The organism is Janthinobacterium sp. 61 (genome assembly GCF_002846335.1).
In the GTDB taxonomy this organism is placed as follows: Bacteria; Pseudomonadota; Gammaproteobacteria; order Burkholderiales; family Burkholderiaceae_D; genus Janthinobacterium.
In genome coordinates this window covers 4477780-4495829 of sequence record NZ_PJMQ01000001.1, presented here as the reverse complement: position 1 = coordinate 4495829, position 18050 = coordinate 4477780, and the positions used below count along the sequence as shown (strand labels likewise).

Annotated in this window: 21 protein-coding genes; 8 read left to right on the top strand and 13 right to left on the bottom strand. The window is 58.8% G+C overall.

The genetic code is table 11. The annotated features are described in order from the left end of the window. Positions 1–48: 48 nt before the first annotated feature. The 7 genes from CLU92_RS20350 to rsgA all read left to right on the top strand — a co-directional run bounded on the left by CLU92_RS20350 (position 49) and on the right by rsgA (position 5476). Positions 49–435: a DUF350 domain-containing protein gene (locus CLU92_RS20350; protein WP_101483369.1), complete on the top strand. Its 387-nt coding sequence runs from the start codon at positions 49–51 to the stop codon at positions 433–435. A 31-nt stretch (positions 436–466) separates the two neighbouring features. Continuing rightward, positions 467–1513, top strand: a complete 1047-nt coding sequence (locus CLU92_RS20345; RefSeq protein WP_101483368.1) for an SPFH domain-containing protein — start codon at positions 467–469, stop codon at positions 1511–1513. A gap of 10 nt (positions 1514–1523) precedes the next feature. After that, positions 1524–2987, top strand: coding sequence for a DUF4178 domain-containing protein (locus CLU92_RS20340; RefSeq protein ID WP_101483367.1), 1464 nt, complete (start codon positions 1524–1526; stop codon positions 2985–2987). Then, entirely contained in the window at positions 2984–3154 is a 171-nt protein-coding gene (locus CLU92_RS27860) for a hypothetical protein (protein ID WP_157814714.1), read from the top strand. The genes CLU92_RS20340 and CLU92_RS27860 overlap by 4 nt, the downstream gene beginning before the upstream one ends. Before the next feature lie 2 nt (positions 3155–3156). Then, complete coding sequence (gene speD, locus CLU92_RS20335) at positions 3157–3528, top strand: adenosylmethionine decarboxylase (RefSeq protein ID WP_101483366.1); 372 nt, start codon at positions 3157–3159, stop codon at positions 3526–3528. Positions 3529–3591: 63 nt separating this feature from the next. Beyond that, positions 3592–4146 carry a hypothetical protein gene (locus CLU92_RS20330; RefSeq protein WP_071080003.1) on the top strand — a complete coding sequence of 185 codons (555 nt, stop codon included), beginning with the start codon at positions 3592–3594 and terminating at the stop codon, positions 4144–4146. A 265-nt stretch (positions 4147–4411) separates the two neighbouring features. After that, on the top strand, positions 4412–5476 hold the full coding sequence (gene rsgA / locus CLU92_RS20325; RefSeq protein ID WP_101483365.1) for a ribosome small subunit-dependent GTPase A: 1065 nt from the start codon (positions 4412–4414) through the stop codon (positions 5474–5476). A gap of 89 nt (positions 5477–5565) precedes the next feature. Here the strand turns inward: rsgA and CLU92_RS20320 are convergent, their stop codons facing one another. The 13 genes from CLU92_RS20320 to mnmG form a co-directional block, all read right to left on the bottom strand. Beyond that, entirely contained in the window at positions 5566–5985 is a 420-nt protein-coding gene (locus CLU92_RS20320) for a F0F1 ATP synthase subunit epsilon (protein ID WP_065307860.1), read from the bottom strand. 62 nt (positions 5986–6047) lie between these two features. Next, the gene (gene atpD, locus CLU92_RS20315) at positions 6048–7448 is read right to left on the bottom strand and encodes a F0F1 ATP synthase subunit beta (RefSeq protein WP_101483364.1); all 1401 of its coding nucleotides are present in this window, start codon (positions 7446–7448) and stop codon (positions 6048–6050) included. 29 nt (positions 7449–7477) lie between these two features. Next, entirely contained in the window at positions 7478–8353 is an 876-nt protein-coding gene (gene atpG / locus CLU92_RS20310; RefSeq protein WP_101483363.1) for a F0F1 ATP synthase subunit gamma, read from the bottom strand. 62 nt (positions 8354–8415) lie between these two features. After that, positions 8416–9957, bottom strand: a complete 1542-nt coding sequence (atpA, locus tag CLU92_RS20305; protein WP_071080007.1) for a F0F1 ATP synthase subunit alpha — start codon at positions 9955–9957, stop codon at positions 8416–8418. A gap of 78 nt (positions 9958–10035) precedes the next feature. Continuing rightward, positions 10036–10581: a F0F1 ATP synthase subunit delta gene (locus CLU92_RS20300; protein WP_010393786.1), complete on the bottom strand. Its 546-nt coding sequence runs from the start codon at positions 10579–10581 to the stop codon at positions 10036–10038. A gap of 2 nt (positions 10582–10583) precedes the next feature. Further along, positions 10584–11054: a F0F1 ATP synthase subunit B gene (locus CLU92_RS20295; protein WP_099761157.1), complete on the bottom strand. Its 471-nt coding sequence runs from the start codon at positions 11052–11054 to the stop codon at positions 10584–10586. Between the two features lie 43 nt (positions 11055–11097). Then, complete coding sequence (gene atpE, locus CLU92_RS20290; RefSeq protein ID WP_071080009.1) at positions 11098–11376, bottom strand: F0F1 ATP synthase subunit C; 279 nt, start codon at positions 11374–11376, stop codon at positions 11098–11100. 59 nt (positions 11377–11435) lie between these two features. Beyond that, a complete protein-coding gene (atpB, locus tag CLU92_RS20285) occupies positions 11436–12245 on the bottom strand; it encodes a F0F1 ATP synthase subunit A (RefSeq protein ID WP_071080010.1) in 810 nt (269 codons plus the stop codon). A gap of 51 nt (positions 12246–12296) precedes the next feature. After that, entirely contained in the window at positions 12297–12665 is a 369-nt protein-coding gene (locus tag CLU92_RS20280) for an ATP synthase subunit I (protein WP_101483362.1), read from the bottom strand. Between the two features lie 270 nt (positions 12666–12935). Beyond that, a complete protein-coding gene (locus CLU92_RS20275; RefSeq protein WP_101483361.1) occupies positions 12936–13820 on the bottom strand; it encodes a ParB/RepB/Spo0J family partition protein in 885 nt (294 codons plus the stop codon). A gap of 64 nt (positions 13821–13884) precedes the next feature. After that, positions 13885–14655 carry a ParA family protein gene (locus CLU92_RS20270; protein ID WP_046681849.1) on the bottom strand — a complete coding sequence of 257 codons (771 nt, stop codon included), beginning with the start codon at positions 14653–14655 and terminating at the stop codon, positions 13885–13887. Between the two features lie 168 nt (positions 14656–14823). Further along, a complete protein-coding gene (gene rsmG / locus CLU92_RS20265; RefSeq protein ID WP_101483360.1) occupies positions 14824–15468 on the bottom strand; it encodes a 16S rRNA (guanine(527)-N(7))-methyltransferase RsmG in 645 nt (214 codons plus the stop codon). Continuing rightward, complete coding sequence (gene mnmG, locus CLU92_RS20260) at positions 15465–17402, bottom strand: tRNA uridine-5-carboxymethylaminomethyl(34) synthesis enzyme MnmG (protein WP_101483359.1); 1938 nt, start codon at positions 17400–17402, stop codon at positions 15465–15467. Before mnmG ends, rsmG begins: the two co-directional genes overlap by 4 nt. 317 nt (positions 17403–17719) lie before the next feature. On the opposite strand from mnmG, the gene sugE reads away from it, so the two are divergent. Next, the gene (gene sugE, locus CLU92_RS20255) at positions 17720–18040 is read left to right on the top strand and encodes a quaternary ammonium compound efflux SMR transporter SugE (protein ID WP_101483358.1); all 321 of its coding nucleotides are present in this window, start codon (positions 17720–17722) and stop codon (positions 18038–18040) included. The last annotated feature ends 10 nt before the right edge of the window (positions 18041–18050 follow it).

Below are 18050 nucleotides of genomic sequence, written 5' to 3'. Positions count from 1 at the left end.
TGTTCTAATATGCGTTGACGTTATCAAATACTCATTGCGAGGAATGCCGTGCCCGCCATCCTAAACTATCTGATCCATCTTTTACTGGCCGCCGGGCTGCTGATTGTATTTTTTATCATCTACACGCGCGTCACGCCGTATAACGAGGTGCTGCTGATCCGCCAGGGCAACCACGCGGCGGCCCTGTCGCTGGGCGGCGCCCTGCTGGGCTTTTCCGCCACCATCGCCTCGTCCCTGATGCACACGGCCGATTACCAGCAATTCTTCGCCTGGGCCTTCGGTGCCATGGTGGTGCAATTGCTCGCCTATGTGGTCACCACGCGCTTGCTGCGCATGTCGAAGGACCAGATCGAATCGAACAACAGCGCCTTCGGCGGCCTGCTGGGCGCCGTTTCCCTGTCGATCGGCGCCATCAACGCCGCCTGCATTTCCTGACACCGCTTTATCTTATTCAAGGATATCCATCATGAGCCTCGGCAGCTTTATCAAGAAGCAGTTTATCGACGTACTGCAGTGGAACGAAGAGACGGAAGGCGTACTGGCCTGGCGTTTTCCCATGCAGGATTTCGAAATCCAGAATGGCGCCATCCTGAATGTGCGCGAATCGCAGGTCGCCGTCTTCGTCAACGAAGGCAAGATCGCCGACGTCTTCGGTCCCGGCACGCACAAGCTGACGACGCAAACATTACCCTTGCTTACCAACCTGAAAAACTGGGACAAGCTGTTCGACTCGCCCTTCAAATCGGATGTGTATTACTTCAGCACCCGCGTGCAGACAGGCCGCAAATGGGGCACGCCGCAGCCGATCACCATCCGCGACAAGGATTTCGACATGATCCGCGTGCGCGCCTTCGGCATGTACTCGTACCGCATCGCCGACGCCCGCACCTTCTTCACCGAGATCAGCGGCACGCGCGAGGTCTATACGCGCGACGAGGTGGAAGACCAGTTGCGCGGTATCTTGATGTCCAGCATGGCCAGCTCGCTGGGCGGCGCCAACGTGCCCTTCCTCGACATGGCGGCCAACCAGGCGCTGATGGCGCAGGAAGTCAAGGATGGCCTGGCGCAGGCGTTTTCCCGCTATGGCGTGGGCCTCGATGAATTCAACGTGGCCAGCATCAGCCTGCCCGAGGAATTGCAGGCGGCGCTCGACGAGCGCATCTCGGCCGGCATGAAGGGCGGCCTGGGCGCCGACAAGATGAGTGGCTTTACCAAATTCCAGGTGGCCAACGCGATCCCGCTGGCGGCGCAAAACGAGGGCGGCATGGCCGGCATCGGCGCCGGTCTCGGTGCAGGGCTGTCGATCGGCCAGGTGATGGCGCAAAGCATGGGCGGAGCGCTACAGCAGCCGGCACCTGCCCCGGCCGCACCGCCTGCGGCGCCACCGGCCCCCGCGGAAGAACCGATCGAGGCGCGCCTGGAAAAACTCAAAGGCTTGCTCGACAAGGGCCTCATTTCGCCAGCCGACTACGACGGCGCCAAGGCTGAACTGCTGAAAAAACTGATCGGCTAAGCGCGACTGCATGCAAACTGTTTCCTGTCCCAGCTGCGGCGCGGAAGTTCACTTCCGCTCGCACGCTTCCGTGCTCGCCGTGTGCGAGTACTGCCACAGCACCATCCTCAAAGACGCCGATTCCGTCAGGGACGTGGGCAAGATGTCGGCCGTCCTGGAAGACTATTCACCGATCCAGATCGGCACGGCCGGCGTGCACGATGGCTTGCACTTTACCGTCGTCGGCCGCATCCAGCAGCGCTACAGCGCCGGCACGTGGAACGAGTGGTATCTGCTGTTCGACGACGCCAGCACGGCCTGGCTGGGCGACTCGTCCGGCCTGTACACCCTGACGCGCGAGCGCAGCACGCAAGACGCCCTGCCCGTCTTTGGCGAACTGGCGCCGGGCAAGCGCTACACGATCTGCGGCGAGCCTTATACGGCGGCCGAGATCCGCAATGCCGAATGCATCGCCGGCCAGGGTGAATTGCCGTTCAAGGTGGGCGCCGGCTGGCGCATCCAGGTGGCGGACTTCCGCAACTACGCCAGCTTTGTCACGCTTGACTACACGGATGGCCCGCAACCCGTCGTCTACCAGGGCGTCGCCGTCACCTTGGACGGCTTGCAGTGCCAGCTCCTGCGCGACGACGACGCCATCGCCAAAAGCGCCGGCAAGTACCGCGGCAAGCTCGACGCGCTCGACTGCCCGTCCTGCGGCAGCGGCATCCAATATGTGCCTGGCGCGGCGGCGCAGCTGGTGTGTCCTGCCTGCCACGCGCAGCTCGACGCCAGCGGTCCGGAGGCGCAGGTGCTGGCCATCGGCAAGCAGGTGCACGACAACGCTGACATCACGCTGGAGCTGGGCGCCAGCGCGAAGATCAGCAATGTCGATTTCACGGTCATCGGCATGATGCGCCGCGCCGACGATGAAGGCAGCGAGTGGAACGAGTACCTGCTGTACAACGCGCGGGCCGGCTTCTTCTGGCTGGTGGAAACGGACGATGGCTGGTCGCGCTCGAACGTGCTGCCGAACTGGCCCAACTGGGCGTCATTGGACGCCGATACCTGCAAGCTCGATGGCGCAAGCTACCGCAAACTGTATGACTACGGCTCGCAGGTCGTGTACGCGGCAGGCGCCTTCAACTGGAAGGTGGCCGTCGGCGACAGCACGCGCGTCTATGAATTCGAGCAGGGACAGACCAAGCTGGCGGCGGAGCTCACCAGCGAGGAAATGACCTGGTCGCGCTCCGTACCCGTTGCCTATGACCAGATGGCAGCCTGGTTCGGCGCCGCCTTCCATGGCGGCGCCAAGGTGCAGAATATCCAGCTGAGCCACCGCGGCATCGCCAAGGTCTTCATCGTCATCGTGCTGGTCTTGAATGCGATTCCCATGTTTGTCTCGTTCTCCAGCACCTTGATGTGGAGTTTGCTGGGCTGCCTGGCGCTGTTCCTGCCCGCCGTTTTCCTCGACAAGAATGCAAAGAATCCTCCATGAGTAAATATGTGATCTATGCCCTGATGGTGACCTTCAGTGTCACGGCCGCCAATTGGGTGCGCATGTTCAAGGTAGCCGGCAGCAGCAGCGGCAGCAGCTGGAGTTCGCGCACGGGCAGCGGCGGCGGCAGCTATGGTGGCGGCTCCAGTGGCGGCAGCCACAAATAAGCATGACCGCCACACCGCATCTGCCCCTGGGCATCCATCTGCTGGCCGACTTGTCCGGCATCGCGCCGGAACGCCTGCGCGACTGCGCCGCGCTCGAACGCCTGCTGCGCGCAGCGGCCATCGCGGCCGGCGCGCAAGTGCTGCACGGCCATTTCCACAGCTTTGGCCCGGGCCAGGGCGTCACGGGCGTGCTGCTGCTGGCCGAATCGCACATTTCCATCCACACCTGGCCGGAATGCAGCTTTGCCGCCGTCGACATCTTCATGTGCGGCGCGGCCCGGCCGCAGCTGGCGCTGGACGTCATCAAGGATGCGCTGCAGGCGGCGCACTGCCAGCCGCAATCCGTGAGGCGCGCCCCGCCGGAGCACTCCTAGCGTCGCTGGTGGATCGCGTGGCGATCGCTTACACTGTCGGCTGATCCTCCAACCGTGACTCCCATGCGCCGTTCCGCCCTCCTCGCCCTGCCCCTGCTACTGCTGGTTTCCGCCTGCGACGACTACACGGCGCCCAGCCTGTACCAGGCTACCACGCCCGAGTGCAAGACCTGGACGGAGGGCTCGCGTTTCGAGCTGCCGCGCGGTATCAGCGTGTATGCCACGCCCCCCGTCACCTTGAAGGAAGGGGGCACGGAGCTGGCGCTGATTTTTACCTTGCCCGTCGGTACCCAAGCCAGTTTTACGCGCCTGTCCTTCCTGCTGGAAGAACCGAAACAAGCACCGTTCGCCGAAGCCAAGATACTCACCATTTACCAGCGCGGCGTGAGCCGCAAGGCGGAGATGGTCGACGTCATCGAAACACTGCCCATCATGTTTTCGGCCGTGGGTTCGAGCGCCGAAACCCAGTGGCGCTTGCGCCTGCAACTGCCGCGCCAGCTGCCGCAGCGCTTTGATCTGTCGATGCCCGACATGCTCGTCGCCGGCAAGCGCTATCCGGTGCGCACGTTTACGTACCGCTATTTCCCCGAGCGCCAGGCTTACGGCATGTGCAGCTGAGGTTGACGCCGGCGCACGCCGCTGGCACACTGGCGTTTTCCATCGCACAACAGGAGTAGACAACATGCGCCATTCGGATACTGCCGTGCTGTCGGCTGCCTGATCACGGTCTTTCCCGGCTAAGACCCTTAGCCCGCTCTTCTTCATACGCGTGATCGCGTAGCCGACCTCCCCTTTCTTTCGTGCCAGTCATGGCGACTGGCGGTGCCTGCACGCGCAGGCTACATGTCCGCACGCGGACGACAGAATCTGGAATCACGCTACCATGATCGCATTCGATTTTGCGCAACTACGCCTTATCGGGCTGCAGCAGGCCATCGCCGGCGCAGCCACCCAACTCGACGTATCCTCTCCCGCCGCGCAGCTGATGCGCGTGAGCGCTGTGCACCGCGACAGCATCCTCGTGCACGACGGCATCCTGGAACACCCGGCGCAGCTCCTGCCGTGCCTGCTGCACGAGCTGCTGACGCAGAACACCTTGCTCACGGTCGGCGACTGGATCGCCGTTGAACACGACCTTCACGGCACCTTGTGGATAAGGGCGCACTTATCCCCCGTCACGCAAATCGCCCGGCGCGGCAATGACGGCCGGCGCCAGGTACTTGCCAGCAATGTCGACACGGCCTTGCTGGTGATGGGGCTGGACGAGGACTTCAACCCGCGCCGCCTGGAACGCTACCTTGCCATCGTGCTGGCGGCCCAAGTCAGCCCCGTGGTGGTGCTGAGCAAGGCTGACGCGGCCGACGACGTGGGCGGCAAGCTGGCGCAGCTGAAACACCGTCTGCCGCAGCACGTGCCCCTGTTTGCCGTCGATACGCGCCATGCGTATGACGTGGCCATCCTGGAACCCTGGCTGGCTGCCGGCCAGACCCTAGTGCTGCTCGGGTCATCGGGCGCCGGCAAGTCCAGCCTGACCAATACGCTGTGCGCGGCGAATCAAGCGACCAACGGCGTGCGCCATGGCGATGGGCGTGGCCGCCATACGACGACGGCGCGCTCGCTGCATCTGTGCGCGGGCGGCGCCTGCATCATCGACACGCCGGGCTTGCGCAGCTGGCAGGCCGATGCCGATGCGGACACCCTGGCCGCCACGTTTGATGACATCGCGGAACTGGCATCCACTTGCCAGTTCCGCGATTGCCAGCATGCCAGCGAACCCGGCTGCGCCGTGCGCGGCGCCGTCGATGGGGACCGCTTGCGCAATTATCACAAGCTCCTACGCGACGCGCGCCGTATTGACGAGACGCCACTCGAACGCATTGCCGCCCGCGCCAAGTGGAAGACAATATTGAAGGCGGGACTGGAACGGGGAAAGGACAAGCGCCGTTAACTTGTACTGAAATCAGCTTTACTGAAATGAGTTTTGCAAAAAAAAAGGCAGCCCGGAGGCTGCCTTTCTTGCTGCTGCTTGCAAACGAATTAATGCTTGCGCAGCTTCTGGATCGCTGCCAGCTGCGCAATCGCGCTGGCCAGCTCGGCTTGCGCTTGCGCGTAGTCGATGCCCGAATCCTTGTTGTGGATATTTTCTTCCGCCAACTTCTTCGCTTCCAGCGCTTTCGCTTCATCCAGGTCGTGACCGCGGATCGCGGTATCGGCCAGGACGGTCACGGTGTCCGGTTGCACTTCCAGCAGACCGCCAGCAACGAAGACGAATTCTTCTTCAGCCTGGCCGACTACCTTGATGCGGACCGCGCCCGGACGGATGCGGGTAATCAAAGGCGTGTGGCGTGGGTAGATACCCAGCTCGCCCTGTTCACCCGGCAACGCGACGAATTCTGCTTCGCCTGAAAAAATCAGTTCTTCAGCGGAAACCACGTCAACGTGAATTGTGTGTGCCATGTGTGTCCTATCGGGTTGAAGAACCCCGCCTGGTAAGGGGCGGGGTTAGGCCCAGACTTAACTTAGTTAAGTTTCTTGGCTTTTTCGATTGCTTCTTCGATCGTGCCGACCATGTAGAACGCTTGTTCCGGCAGGTGATCGAGTTCGCCCGAAGCGATCATTTTGAAGCCCTTGATCGTGTCTTTGAGCGAAACGTATTTACCAGGCGCGCCGGTAAAGACTTCAGCGACGTGGAAAGGCTGCGACAGGAAACGCTGCATCTTACGTGCGCGGGCCACCAGCAGTTTGTCTTCCGGTGCCAGCTCGTCCATACCCAGAATCGCGATAATGTCGCGCAATTCCTTGTAGCGTTGCAGGGTCGTTTGCACGGCACGCGCGGTGTCATAGTGCTCTTGACCAACGATCAACGGATCCAGCTGACGCGAGGTCGAATCCAGTGGGTCCACGGCTGGGTAGATACCCAGGGAAGCGATGTCACGCGACAGCGCAACGGTCGAATCCAAGTGAGCAAACGTGGTAGCAGGCGATGGATCGGTGTAATCATCGGCTGGAACGTAGACGGCCTGGATCGAGGTGATCGAACCGGTCTTGGTCGACGTGATACGCTCTTGCAGACGGCCCATTTCTTCAGCCAGGGTCGGTTGGTAACCCACAGCCGACGGCATACGGCCCAGCAGTGCCGATACTTCGGTACCAGCCAGCGTAAAGCGGTAGATGTTGTCGACGAAGAACAGAACGTCCTTGCCTTCATCACGGAACGATTCAGCGATCGTCAGGCCGGTCAGCGCAACGCGCAGACGGTTACCTGGCGGTTCATTCATCTGACCGTAGACCATCGCAACTTTGGAGTTCTCTGGATTTTCCAGATCGACCACTTTCGCGTCAGCCATCTCGTGGTAGAAGTCGTTACCTTCACGCGTACGCTCACCCACACCGGCGAACACGGACACGCCGCTGTGCGCTTTGGCGATGTTGTTAATCAGTTCCATCATGTTGACGGTCTTGCCTACGCCAGCGCCGCCGAACAGACCAACTTTACCGCCTTTTGCAAACGGGCAAACCAGGTCGATCACCTTGATGCCGGTTTCCAGCAGTTCTTGCGATGGCGACAGTTCGTCGTATGCAGGAGCGGTGCGGTGGATCGACGCGATCTGCTCGTGCGACACTGGGCCGCATTCGTCGATCGGGTTGCCCAGCACGTCCATGATGCGACCCAGCGTTGCTTTACCGACTGGCACCATGATAGGTTTGCCGGTGTTCTGGATCATCATGCCGCGACGCAAGCCATCGGACGTGCCGAGTGCAATGGTACGGACAATGCCGTCGCCCAACTGCTGTTGTACTTCCAGGGTCAGTTCCGAGCCTGCCATCTTCAAGGCATCAAATACCTTAGGCATCGCGTTGCGGGGAAACTCAACGTCCACCACAGCGCCGATACACTGAACGATTTTGCCATCAGCCATGTTCGTTCCTTCAATATAGTTAAATTCGTTTAAACCGCAGCCGCACCGGCGACGATTTCGGAGAGTTCTTTGGTAATCGCAGCTTGGCGGGTCTTGTTGTAGATCAGCTTCAATTCGCCGATCACACTACCCGCGTTGTCGCTTGCAGCTTTCATCGCGACCATCCGTGCCGATTGCTCGGACGCCAGATTCTCCGCGACTGCCTGGTACACCAGCGCTTCTACATAGCGCTCCAGCAATTCGTCGATCACGCTTTGCGCATCCGGCTCGTAGATGTAATCCCACGTGTGGGCGCCCTTGTCGGCAACCATCTTGTCGGCCGTCAGAGGCAGCAATTGCTCCACGACTGGTTCCTGTTTCATCGTGTTGATGAATTTGGTGTAGCACAGGTACACTGCATCGATCTTGCCTGCCTGGAACTCTTCGAGCATGACCTTGACGGGTCCGATCAATTTGTCCAGGTGGGGCGTATCACCGGTTTGAATGGCGTGCGCAATGATCTTGACGCCGATGCGATTCAAAAAACCCAAACCCTTGTTACCGATGGCAACTGCTTCAATCCGGTTGCCAGCTGCTTCCAGCTCGCGCGACTTCGACGTCACCTGGCGCAGGATGTTGGTGTTCATGCCGCCGCACAGACCCTTGTCGGTCGTGACAACGATGAAGCCCACTGCCTTCGCTTGCGTACCCTGGGCAGCTGCCAGGAACGGGTGCGTGTATTCCGGATTGGCGGTCGCCAGATTGGCGGCGATATTCCGAATCTTGTCACTGTAGGGACGGGCGGCCCGCATCCGGTCTTGCGCCTTGCGCATTTTGGACGCGGCGACCATTTCCATCGCCTTGGTGATCTTCTTCGTATTCTCTACGCTCTTGATCTTGCCTCGTATCTCTTTGCTTGATGCCATGAGTCCTTACTCCTTCTGCGCGTAGGGCGGCGCCTCACTCGAGGTGGGCGCCGCCTGGCCGCTTAATATGCGCCGGATTTCTTGAAATCAGCAATGGCCGCCGACAGAGTTGCTTCGCTGTCTTTGTCGAGTTGCTTGGTTTCTTCGATCTTGGCCAGCAGAGCAGCTTGCTTGGTCTTCATGTAAGCGTGGACACCAGCTTCGAACGACAGCACTTGCTTGACTGGCACGTCGTCCATGAAGCCTTTGTTCACCGAGAACAGCGATACGGCCATCAGCGAGATCGACAGTGGCGAGTACTGGGCTTGCTTGAGCAATTCCGTTACGCGGGCACCACGGTCCAGCTGCTTGCGGGTCGATTCATCCAGGTCCGAAGCGAACTGCGCAAACGCGGCCAGTTCACGGTACTGCGCCAAGTCGGTACGGATACCGCCGGACAGGTTTTTGATTACCTTGGTCTGGGCAGCGCCACCGACGCGCGATACGGAAATACCGGCGTTAATTGCAGGACGGATACCGGCGTTGAACAGCGAGGTTTCCAGGAAGATCTGACCGTCGGTAATCGAAATCACGTTGGTTGGAACGAATGCGGACACGTCGCCAGCTTGCGTTTCAATGATCGGCAGTGCCGTCAGGGAACCGGTCTTGCCTTTGACGGCGCCGTCGGTGAACTTCTCGACGTAGTCGGCGTTCACGCGTGCTGCGCGTTCCAGCAGGCGGCTGTGCAGGTAGAACACGTCGCCTGGGTACGCTTCACGACCTGGTGGACGGCGCAGCAGCAGCGAGATTTGACGGTATGCAACAGCTTGTTTGGACAGATCATCGTAGACGATCAGTGCATCTTCACCGCGGTCACGGAAGTATTCGCCCATGGCGCAACCGGAGTACGGGGAGATGTATTGCATGGCGGCCGATTCCGAAGCGGAAGCGGCGACAACGATGGTGTATTCCATCGCGCCGTGCTGTTCCAGCGAGCGCACGATGTTCTTGATCGACGAGGCTTTTTGGCCAATCGCGACGTAGATACATTTCATGCCCTGGCCTTTTTGATTGATGATCGCATCAATCGCCACAGCCGACTTGCCGGTTTGACGGTCGCCGATGATCAGTTCGCGCTGGCCGCGGCCAACTGGAACCATCGCATCGATCGACTTCAGGCCGGTTTGCATTGGTTGCGAAACGGACTCACGGGCGATAACGCCCGGAGCGATTTTTTCAATCGCGGCCGTCAGTTTCGTGTCGATGGCGCCTTTGCCGTCGATTGGCTGACCCAGCGCGTTGACAACGCGGCCGAGCAGCTCAGGACCAATTGGCACTTCCAGAATGCGGCCGGTGCATTTCACCGTGTCGCCTTCGGAGATGTGCTCGTAGGCACCCAGAATCACGGAACCGACGGAGTCGCGTTCCAGATTCATTGCCAGGCCAAACGTGTTGCCTGGGAATTCCAGCATCTCGCCTTGCATCACGTCCGACAAACCGTGGATGCGGCAGATACCGTCGGCGACGGAAATAACCGTGCCTTGATTACGCACTTCAGCGCCGCCGTCAAGACCTTGGATCCGGCTCTTGATCAACTCGCTGATTTCAGATGGGTTGAGTTGCATACTAACTCCTAAAAGTGTTTCTCTCAGCTTGCGCGAGGGGTAAGGGTCTGTCTTAGCTGGCCTGCCGAAGCGCGTGTCTTACGACACCAATGCAGCGTGCAGTTGCTGCAGCTTGGCGCGCACCGAGGTATCGAGCACTTGGTCGCCAACAACCACGCGCACGCCGCCGAGCAGCGATGGATCCACTGTGACGGCAGGGTTGAGCTTACGACTGAATTTCTTTTCCAGCGTTGCGACCAGCTCGGCCGTTTGGCCTTCGCTCAGATCGAAAGCGCTCGTGATCTCGGCGTCAGCCGCACCTTCCAGACCATTTTTCAAGGTATGGAATTGCGCGCCGATTTCCGGCAGCAGGCTGATGCGGCCATTTTCGATCAACAACGTGACGAAGTTTTTCACTTCCTCATTGAGCGGCGATTTCAACAACGACAGGATGGTGGCGGCAACGTCGCTTTCCGAAACTTTCGGATTGCGCGCGTACGCCTGTACCTCGGGGTGGCTACCGATCTGTGCCAGTTCGGACACCAGTTCGGACCACGCCGCGAGGTTGCTTGACTCCTTACCAGCTTGGGCTACGCGGAACAAAGCTTCCGCGTAGGGACGGGCGACGGTTGCGAGTTCTGCCATGATTACAGCTCGACAGCAAGACGCTGCAACATTTCGGCGTGAGCCGTAGCGTTGACTTCACGCTTCAAGATCTGCTCGGCACCCTTGACAGCCAGGTCAGCCACCTGAGCGCGCAATTGTTCGCGTGCTTTCGACAGTTGCTGTTCGGCGTCCGACTGGGCTTGCGCAATGATACGCGCAGCTTCAGCTTGTGCATTTTGCTTGATCTCTTCAGCAACCAGCTGCGCGCGCTTTTCAGCGTCCGCAACGCGTTGCGACGCTTCTTCACGTGCACTGTTCAATGCCTCTTGCGCACGCTTTTCAGCGACAGCCATCGAAGCTTGACCTTGATCGGCCGCAGCCAATCCATCCGCGATTCGTTTGGCACGCTCATCCAGCGCTGTGTTCAGCGCTGGAAATACGAACTTCATCGAGAACCAGACCAACACCGCGAAGGTGATCATCTGGCCGATGAGCGACATATTGATGTCCATACCTTTGCTCCTAACTAAAAGTTTCTCCTAGGGTTGGAGCGAATTACTGAGCAACAGCCGTCAGAGCGGACAGGAACGGGTTAGCGAACGTGTACAGCAGAGCGATACCAACGCCGATCATCGAGATAGCATCCAGCAGACCAGCGATAACGAACAGTTTGGTTTGCAGTTGTGGCATCAGTTCTGGTTGACGTGCCGAAGCTTCCAGGAATTTGCCACCCAAGATAGCGAAGCCCAGAGCGGTGCCGATTGCGGCCAGGCCGATGATGATTGCTGCTGCCAGAACGGTCATGCTTTGTACTTGTGCGATCAGAGCTTGCATAAAATTCTCCTAAATTTAAAAACGAAAGATACTAAAAAAACAAAATATAAAGTTAATGATTAATGTTTCTCAACCGCGAGGCTCAGATACACAACCGTCAACGCCATAAACACAAAAGCTTGCAAAGTTACAATCAAGATATGGAAAATTGCCCATGGACCACCCAACGCCCACTGTGCCCACCAAGGCAACAACGCGATCAAGATGAAAATCAGCTCACCGGCATACATATTGCCGAACAGTCGCAGCGACAGGGAGATCAGTTTTGCAACCAACTCAACCATTTGCAGCAAGAAATTAACTGGTGCCAACAAGATCGTGCCGATGATGCCACTTGCATGGAAAGGCGCGGTAAACAATTCCTTGATCCAGCCGCCCAGGCCCTTGGCCTTGACGGAAAACGCGATAATGCACAGAACTACCGAGAACGACATAGCAAAAGTATGGTTCACGTCGGCGGTCGGCACCACGCGCAGCTTGTGCACGCCAAACCAGCTCAACACTGTCGGCAGCAGGTCAACCGGCAAGAAGTCCATTGCGTTCAACAACCAGACCCACACGAAAATCGTGATGGCCAGCGGCGCGATGATCTTGCTTTTTGCGTGGAAGGCCCCATTAATAGTCTCATTGACCATTTCCATGATCATTTCGACGAAGTTTTGCAATTTGCCAGGAACACCGGCCGTCGCACGGCGCGAAGCCATGTAGAAAACGGCAAGGAAAACAAAGCCCATGATGGCAGACACCCAGAATGTGTCCAGGTTGAAGGCGCCATCGGCGCTTTTCAAGTGGGCCAAATGGTGGCTGATGTATTCTGTGGCGTTGGCCGGGGCAGCATGGCCCGCTTCAATAGCGTGTTCTGTGGTCATAATGAATTTAGATTTGTCGTTTCAGAGCACAACAGGCCCCAAAACCAATGATTAAACAGCGAGCAATGAAAACCAGTATGCTAAGGTTGCCACCGCGAAACCCAAGATCAGCCATAACCAGGCGGCCGACTGAAACAACACCAGTGCCAATATAAACAGCACCGCTGTAATAAATATTTTCACCATTTCCGCACGCAAGTGCGCGCGAAAAGCCTTTTTGGCGTCGCTACTACCGCGAACCACCAGCAAGGCATACGCTAGACTGCCGGCAACGGCGATCGCACCGCCGCATGCGGCTGACCAGCCTCTGACACTGCCACCGAAAAACAAGGTGAGCGTGGCAAAACTGATTACGATTGCTAGCTGCAAGGCAACTACTTTGTAGACTGGCTTGGCAATACTTTGTTGTGAATCACTCAATTGCCAAGTTCCCAGAAAAATCTACACACGCAAAGACACGGGATTATAGTTGGCTTTGTTCTATAGAGTCAAACGTTGCTGCACCGCAGCAGGGCGATTGCTGCGTGAAACTGACGCTTTACCGACTATTCGCCGCCATTTGCACCACTATATGGCAAAGTCGCTTGTCTGGCCGCTTCCAGCCGTGTTATCAAGGAATCACGTGGTGCATCTGGAAAGCATGGCCGGATTGTCCACACCCACACTTCCCATGTCTTTGCAGCTTGCTATTTAACCACGCAAGCGGGTCAACAAACCATCGAGCACGTCAAGATCGGCAAAATCGATCACTAATTGGCCACGGCCTTTGTTGCCCATCTTGAACACCACGGGCGTGGCCAGCGCATCGGACAACTCTTCTTCCAGGCGCGCGATGTCGCCGGACTTTTCCTTTTGCCGCGGTTCGACGGGGTTGGCCGCTTCTTCGGCCGTGCGCGTCACCAGCTTTTCCGTTTCGCGTACCGACAGGCGCTTGGCCACGACCTGGTTGGCCAGGTTGATCTGGCTGGCCGCATCGACCGCCAGCAAGGCACGCGCATGGCCCATGTCGATATCGCCAGCCATCAGCATGGTCTGCACGGGACTTGCCAGGTTCATCAGGCGCAACAGGTTCGACACCGCGCTGCGCGAGCGTCCCAGCGCAGTGGCCGCTTGCTCATGCGTAAAATTGAAGTCGGCGATCAGGCGGTGGATGCCCTGCGCTTCTTCCAGCGGGTTCAGGTCTTCGCGCTGGATGTTCTCGATCAGCGCCATCGCGGCGGCGGCCAGGTCGTCCACATCGCGCACCAGCACCGGTACTTCCGTCAGGCCGGCCAGCTGCGAGGCGCGGAAACGGCGCTCACCGGCAATTATTTCATATTTAACAAGTCCGCTCAGGGTGTCTTGCCCGATCGGACGCACCAGGATGGGCTGCATCAGTCCTTGCGCCTTGATCGAGGCGGCCAGTTCGTTCAGGGCCCCCTCGTCCATGCGCGTGCGCGGCTGGTACTTGCCAGCTTGCATTTGTGATACGGGCAAGCTGGAGGGTTGATGCGTGTCCGGACTGGCGAAGTCGCCGCCGCCACCCAGGAGGGCGTCGAGTCCGCGACCCAGTCCTTTTAATTTTTTCGTAGCCATGCTGTCCTAATCGTGTTTTCGGAGTAAGCGCTCACATTATTCATGGGAGTCGCTCGCCCTTTGTTTACATATGTTTGATACGTTCGACCATCTCGGCGCCGAAGGCGATATACGCCTGGGCACCTTTCGAGCTCGGGTCGAAGGTCACTCCGGGCAGGCCGTACGATGGCGCTTCGGCCAGGCGGACATTGCGCGGGATGATGGTATTGAAGACCTTGTCGCCAAAGTGCTGTTCCAGCTGGGCCGACACTTGTTGCGATAATGTCATGCGTGGATCGAACATCACGCGCAAGAGACCGATGATCTTCAGATCCGGGTTCAGGTTGGCATGCACCTTCTTGATGGTGTTGACCAGGTCGGACAAGCCTTCCAGCGCGTAGTACTCGCACTGCATCGGGATGATCACGCCATGTGCGGCGCACAGGCCGTTCAGGGTCAGCATTGATAATGCCGGCGGGCAATCAACGAGGATGAAGTCGTATTCGCTGTCGACTTCGGCCAGCGCATCCTTCAGGCGGCGTTCGCGGTTGTCCAGTTCGACCATCTCGACTTCGGCACCTGCCAGTTCGCGGTTCGACGGCAAGACATCGAAGCGCCCCGCTTCCGAACGCTGGCGTGCCGTCTTGACATCGGACTCGCCCAACATGACTTCATAGGTGGACGCCTTCAAGCCGGCCTTGTTGATGCCGGCGCCCATGGTCGCATTGCCCTGCGGGTCGAGGTCGACCAGCAGCACGCGCTGGTTCAACTTGGCCAGACCGGCGGAGAGGTTGACGCTTGTTGTGGTTTTACCAACACCACCCTTTTGATTTGCTACACAAAAAATTTTGGCCATGTATCTTCTAGTTGTAAAGAGATGCAAACTTCATCGTGCGCCCCGGCATCCCGCCGAAACGATTTATACTATTTATTTCATTTATACGATATAAATCGTTTATATGGTTTATATTATTTATACCGTATAAACTGTTTATATGATTTATACCATTTAATTCAGCGGCCTTTAAATTCTTGCTATAAAGACCAGATGACGCTCTGCATTTAGCCCTGGCACCTGGATAGGCCGCAATTGTGTCACTTGCCAGTCTGCCGGCAGTCGCTCGCGCTCGTCTGGCGGTGCCACCCCTTTCAAGGCGATGAATTGCCCGCCCTCGGCCAGCACATGGTTCGACCAGTTGACGAAGTCGGACAGGTCAGCAAAGGCGCGCGAGGTAATCACGTCGAATTTCTGCTGCACTTCCAGCTGCTCCACACGCTTCGTGTACACGGTGACGTTGCTCAAGCCCAGTTCGGCCTTCACCTGCGTCAAAAATGCCGTCTTTTTATGCACGGTGTCGATCATCGACACTTGGATATCGGGCCGCGCGATGGCCAGTACCATGCCCGGCAAGCCGCCGCCGGCGCCTACGTCGAGTACATTTTTTGCATGAGCGAACGCCGGCACGGCCGCCAGCGAATCGAGTACGTGCAAGGTCAGCATCTGCAGCGGATCGCGCACCGACGTCAGGTTGTACACGCTATTCCATTTGGCCAGCAAGGCCAGGTAATCGAGCAGTTTTTCCGTCTGATCCGCGCTCAGGTCCAGCTCCAGCGCGGCGATGCCTTCATTCAAAATGGGGGCCAGTGCGGCCCGGTCAAACTGCTTCATTCAACAACCTCATCCTTTAAAGTGGTGGTCTGCGCGGCACCGAAGCCGCGCTTTTTCAAATGCACCAGCAGCAGCGAAATCGCCGCCGGCGTCACGCCGGAAATACGCGATGCCTGGCCCAGGGTTTCAGGGCGCTGCTTGTCGAGTTTTTGCCGCACTTCGACCGACAGCGCGCCGATATCGAGGTAGTTGAAACCGGCCGGCAGGGCCAGGTTTTCATAGTGTTCGTGTCGCTCGATTTCCTTGCTCTGGCGCTCGATGTAGCCCGCGTATTTGAGCTGGATTTCCACCTGTTCGCGCACGGCGGGGTCTTCCACGCCGGGGCCGGCCAGGGCCTGACCTTCCATGCCCGTCATGCTCATCAGGGTATCGTAGGCCACGTTCGGGCGGCACAGCAGGTCCGCCAGCGAGTATTCGCGCTCGATGGCCTGGCCGACGATACGTTCCGATTCGGCGGCCGCCAGGATGCGCGGATTGACCCAGGTGGAACGCAGGCGCTGCAGTTCCAGCGCCACCGCTTCGCGCTTCGTTTCGAAGGCTTGCCATTGGGCGTCGCCCACGCAGCCCAGAGTACGGCCGATTTCCGTCAGGCGCATGTCGGCATTGTCTTCGCGCAGGCTCAGGCGGTACTCCGCGCGGCTGGTGAACATGCGGTACGGTTCCTGCACGCCCTGGGTGATCAGATCGTCGACCAGCACGCCCAGATACGCCTCGGAGCGGCCCGGTACCCAGGCTTCCTTGTCCTGCGTCAGCAAGGCCGCATTCAGGCCCGCCAGCATGCCTTGCGCGGCCGCTTCTTCGTAGCCGGTGGTGCCGTTGATCTGGCCGGCAAAGAACAGGCCAGCCACGGCCTTCGTTTCCAGCGAGGCCTTCAAGCCGCGCGGGTCGAAGTAATCGTATTCGATGGCATAGCCGGGACGCAGGATGTGGGCGTTTTCCATGCCCTTCATCGATTGCACCAGGGCGATCTGTACGTCGAACGGCAGGCTCGTGGAGATGCCATTCGGATAGAACTCATGCGTCGTCAAACCTTCCGGCTCGAGGAAGATCTGGTGCGATTCCTTGCCCGAGAAACGGTGGATCTTGTCTTCGATGGAAGGGCAATACCGGGGACCCACGCCCTCGATGACGCCCGTGTACATGGGGCTGCGGTCCAGGCCGGCACGGATGATGTCGTGCGTCTGGCTATTCGTATGCGTGACCCAGCACGGCACCTGGCGCGGGTGCATGGCCGTGTTGCCCATGACGGAAAAGACGGGTACGGGATCGAGGTCGCCCGGCTGTTCCTGCATGACGGAAAAGTCGATTGTGCGGCCATCGATACGCGGCGGCGTGCCCGTTTTCAAACGACCCTGCGGCAGTTTCAGCTCTTTTAACCGAGCCGAAAGCGAAATGGCAGGCGGGTCGCCGGCGCGGCCGGCCGAGTAGTTATTCAAGCCCACGTGGATCTTGCCATCGAGGAAGGTACCGGCCGTGAGCACCACGGCGCGGGCCAGAAACTTCAAGCCGATCTGCGTCACGGCGCCGACGACCCGGTCGCCTTCGACGATCAAATCATCGACGGCTTGCTGGAACAGCCATAAATTAGGCTGATTTTCCAGGCGCGTGCGGATGGCGGCTTTGTAAAGAAGCCGATCAGCCTGAGCGCGCGTGGCGCGTACTGCAGGGCCTTTCGACGAGTTCAGGATGCGGAACTGGATGCCGGATTCGTCGGTGGCAATCGCCATCGCGCCGCCCATGGCATCGACCTCCTTGACCAGGTGGCCCTTGCCGATGCCACCGATGGAGGGATTGCACGACATCTGGCCCAATGTCTCAATATTATGCGTGAGCAATAGCGTCTTCTGCCCCATGCGGGCGGAAGCGAGGGCCGCCTCGGTACCGGCGTGACCACCACCGACAACGATGACGTCGAATTCTGTAGGAAATAACATGATAAATAGGTAACAGTGCAAGTAAAAATGCGGGAAGAGAGCTCCGATTATAGAGTCTTTTTGCTAGCGCAACCTTCGTCGGGCCAATTTTTGCTTAATTTTTACTCAGCACGGGCGAGTAAACGGCGATTTCTGTTTCACGTGGAACACTCAACAAGCTCCAGGATGGGGCTGCAGTGTCCTGCAATGTTTGCTACAATTGCCGCATCGTCCGCAACCGTAGTCACGCCAGTGGCCATAGTGACGATCATCCAGGAGGACGGCCTCCCCCATCATGGGCACACACCGGGACGGCCCGCTCTGTATAAGGAGCCGCCATGGCCTGGATACTTTTACTCATTGCCGGCATGCTTGAAGTTGTGTGGGCATACTCGATGAAACTCTCCGAGAGTTTCACCAAACTGACTCCCTCCGTGATTACCGTGGTCATGATGATCGCCAGCTTCGGCTTGCTGTCGATTGCAATGCGCACCCTCCCCTTGGGCACGGCTTACACCATCTGGACCGGCATCGGCGCCGTCGGCGCCTTCATCGTCGGTATCGTGTTTCTGGGCGAGCAAATCAGCACCATGCGCGTGTGCGCCGCCGTCCTCATCGTGTGCGGCATCGTGCTGATGAAGCTGTCTTCCAGCCACTGAGAGGAACCCC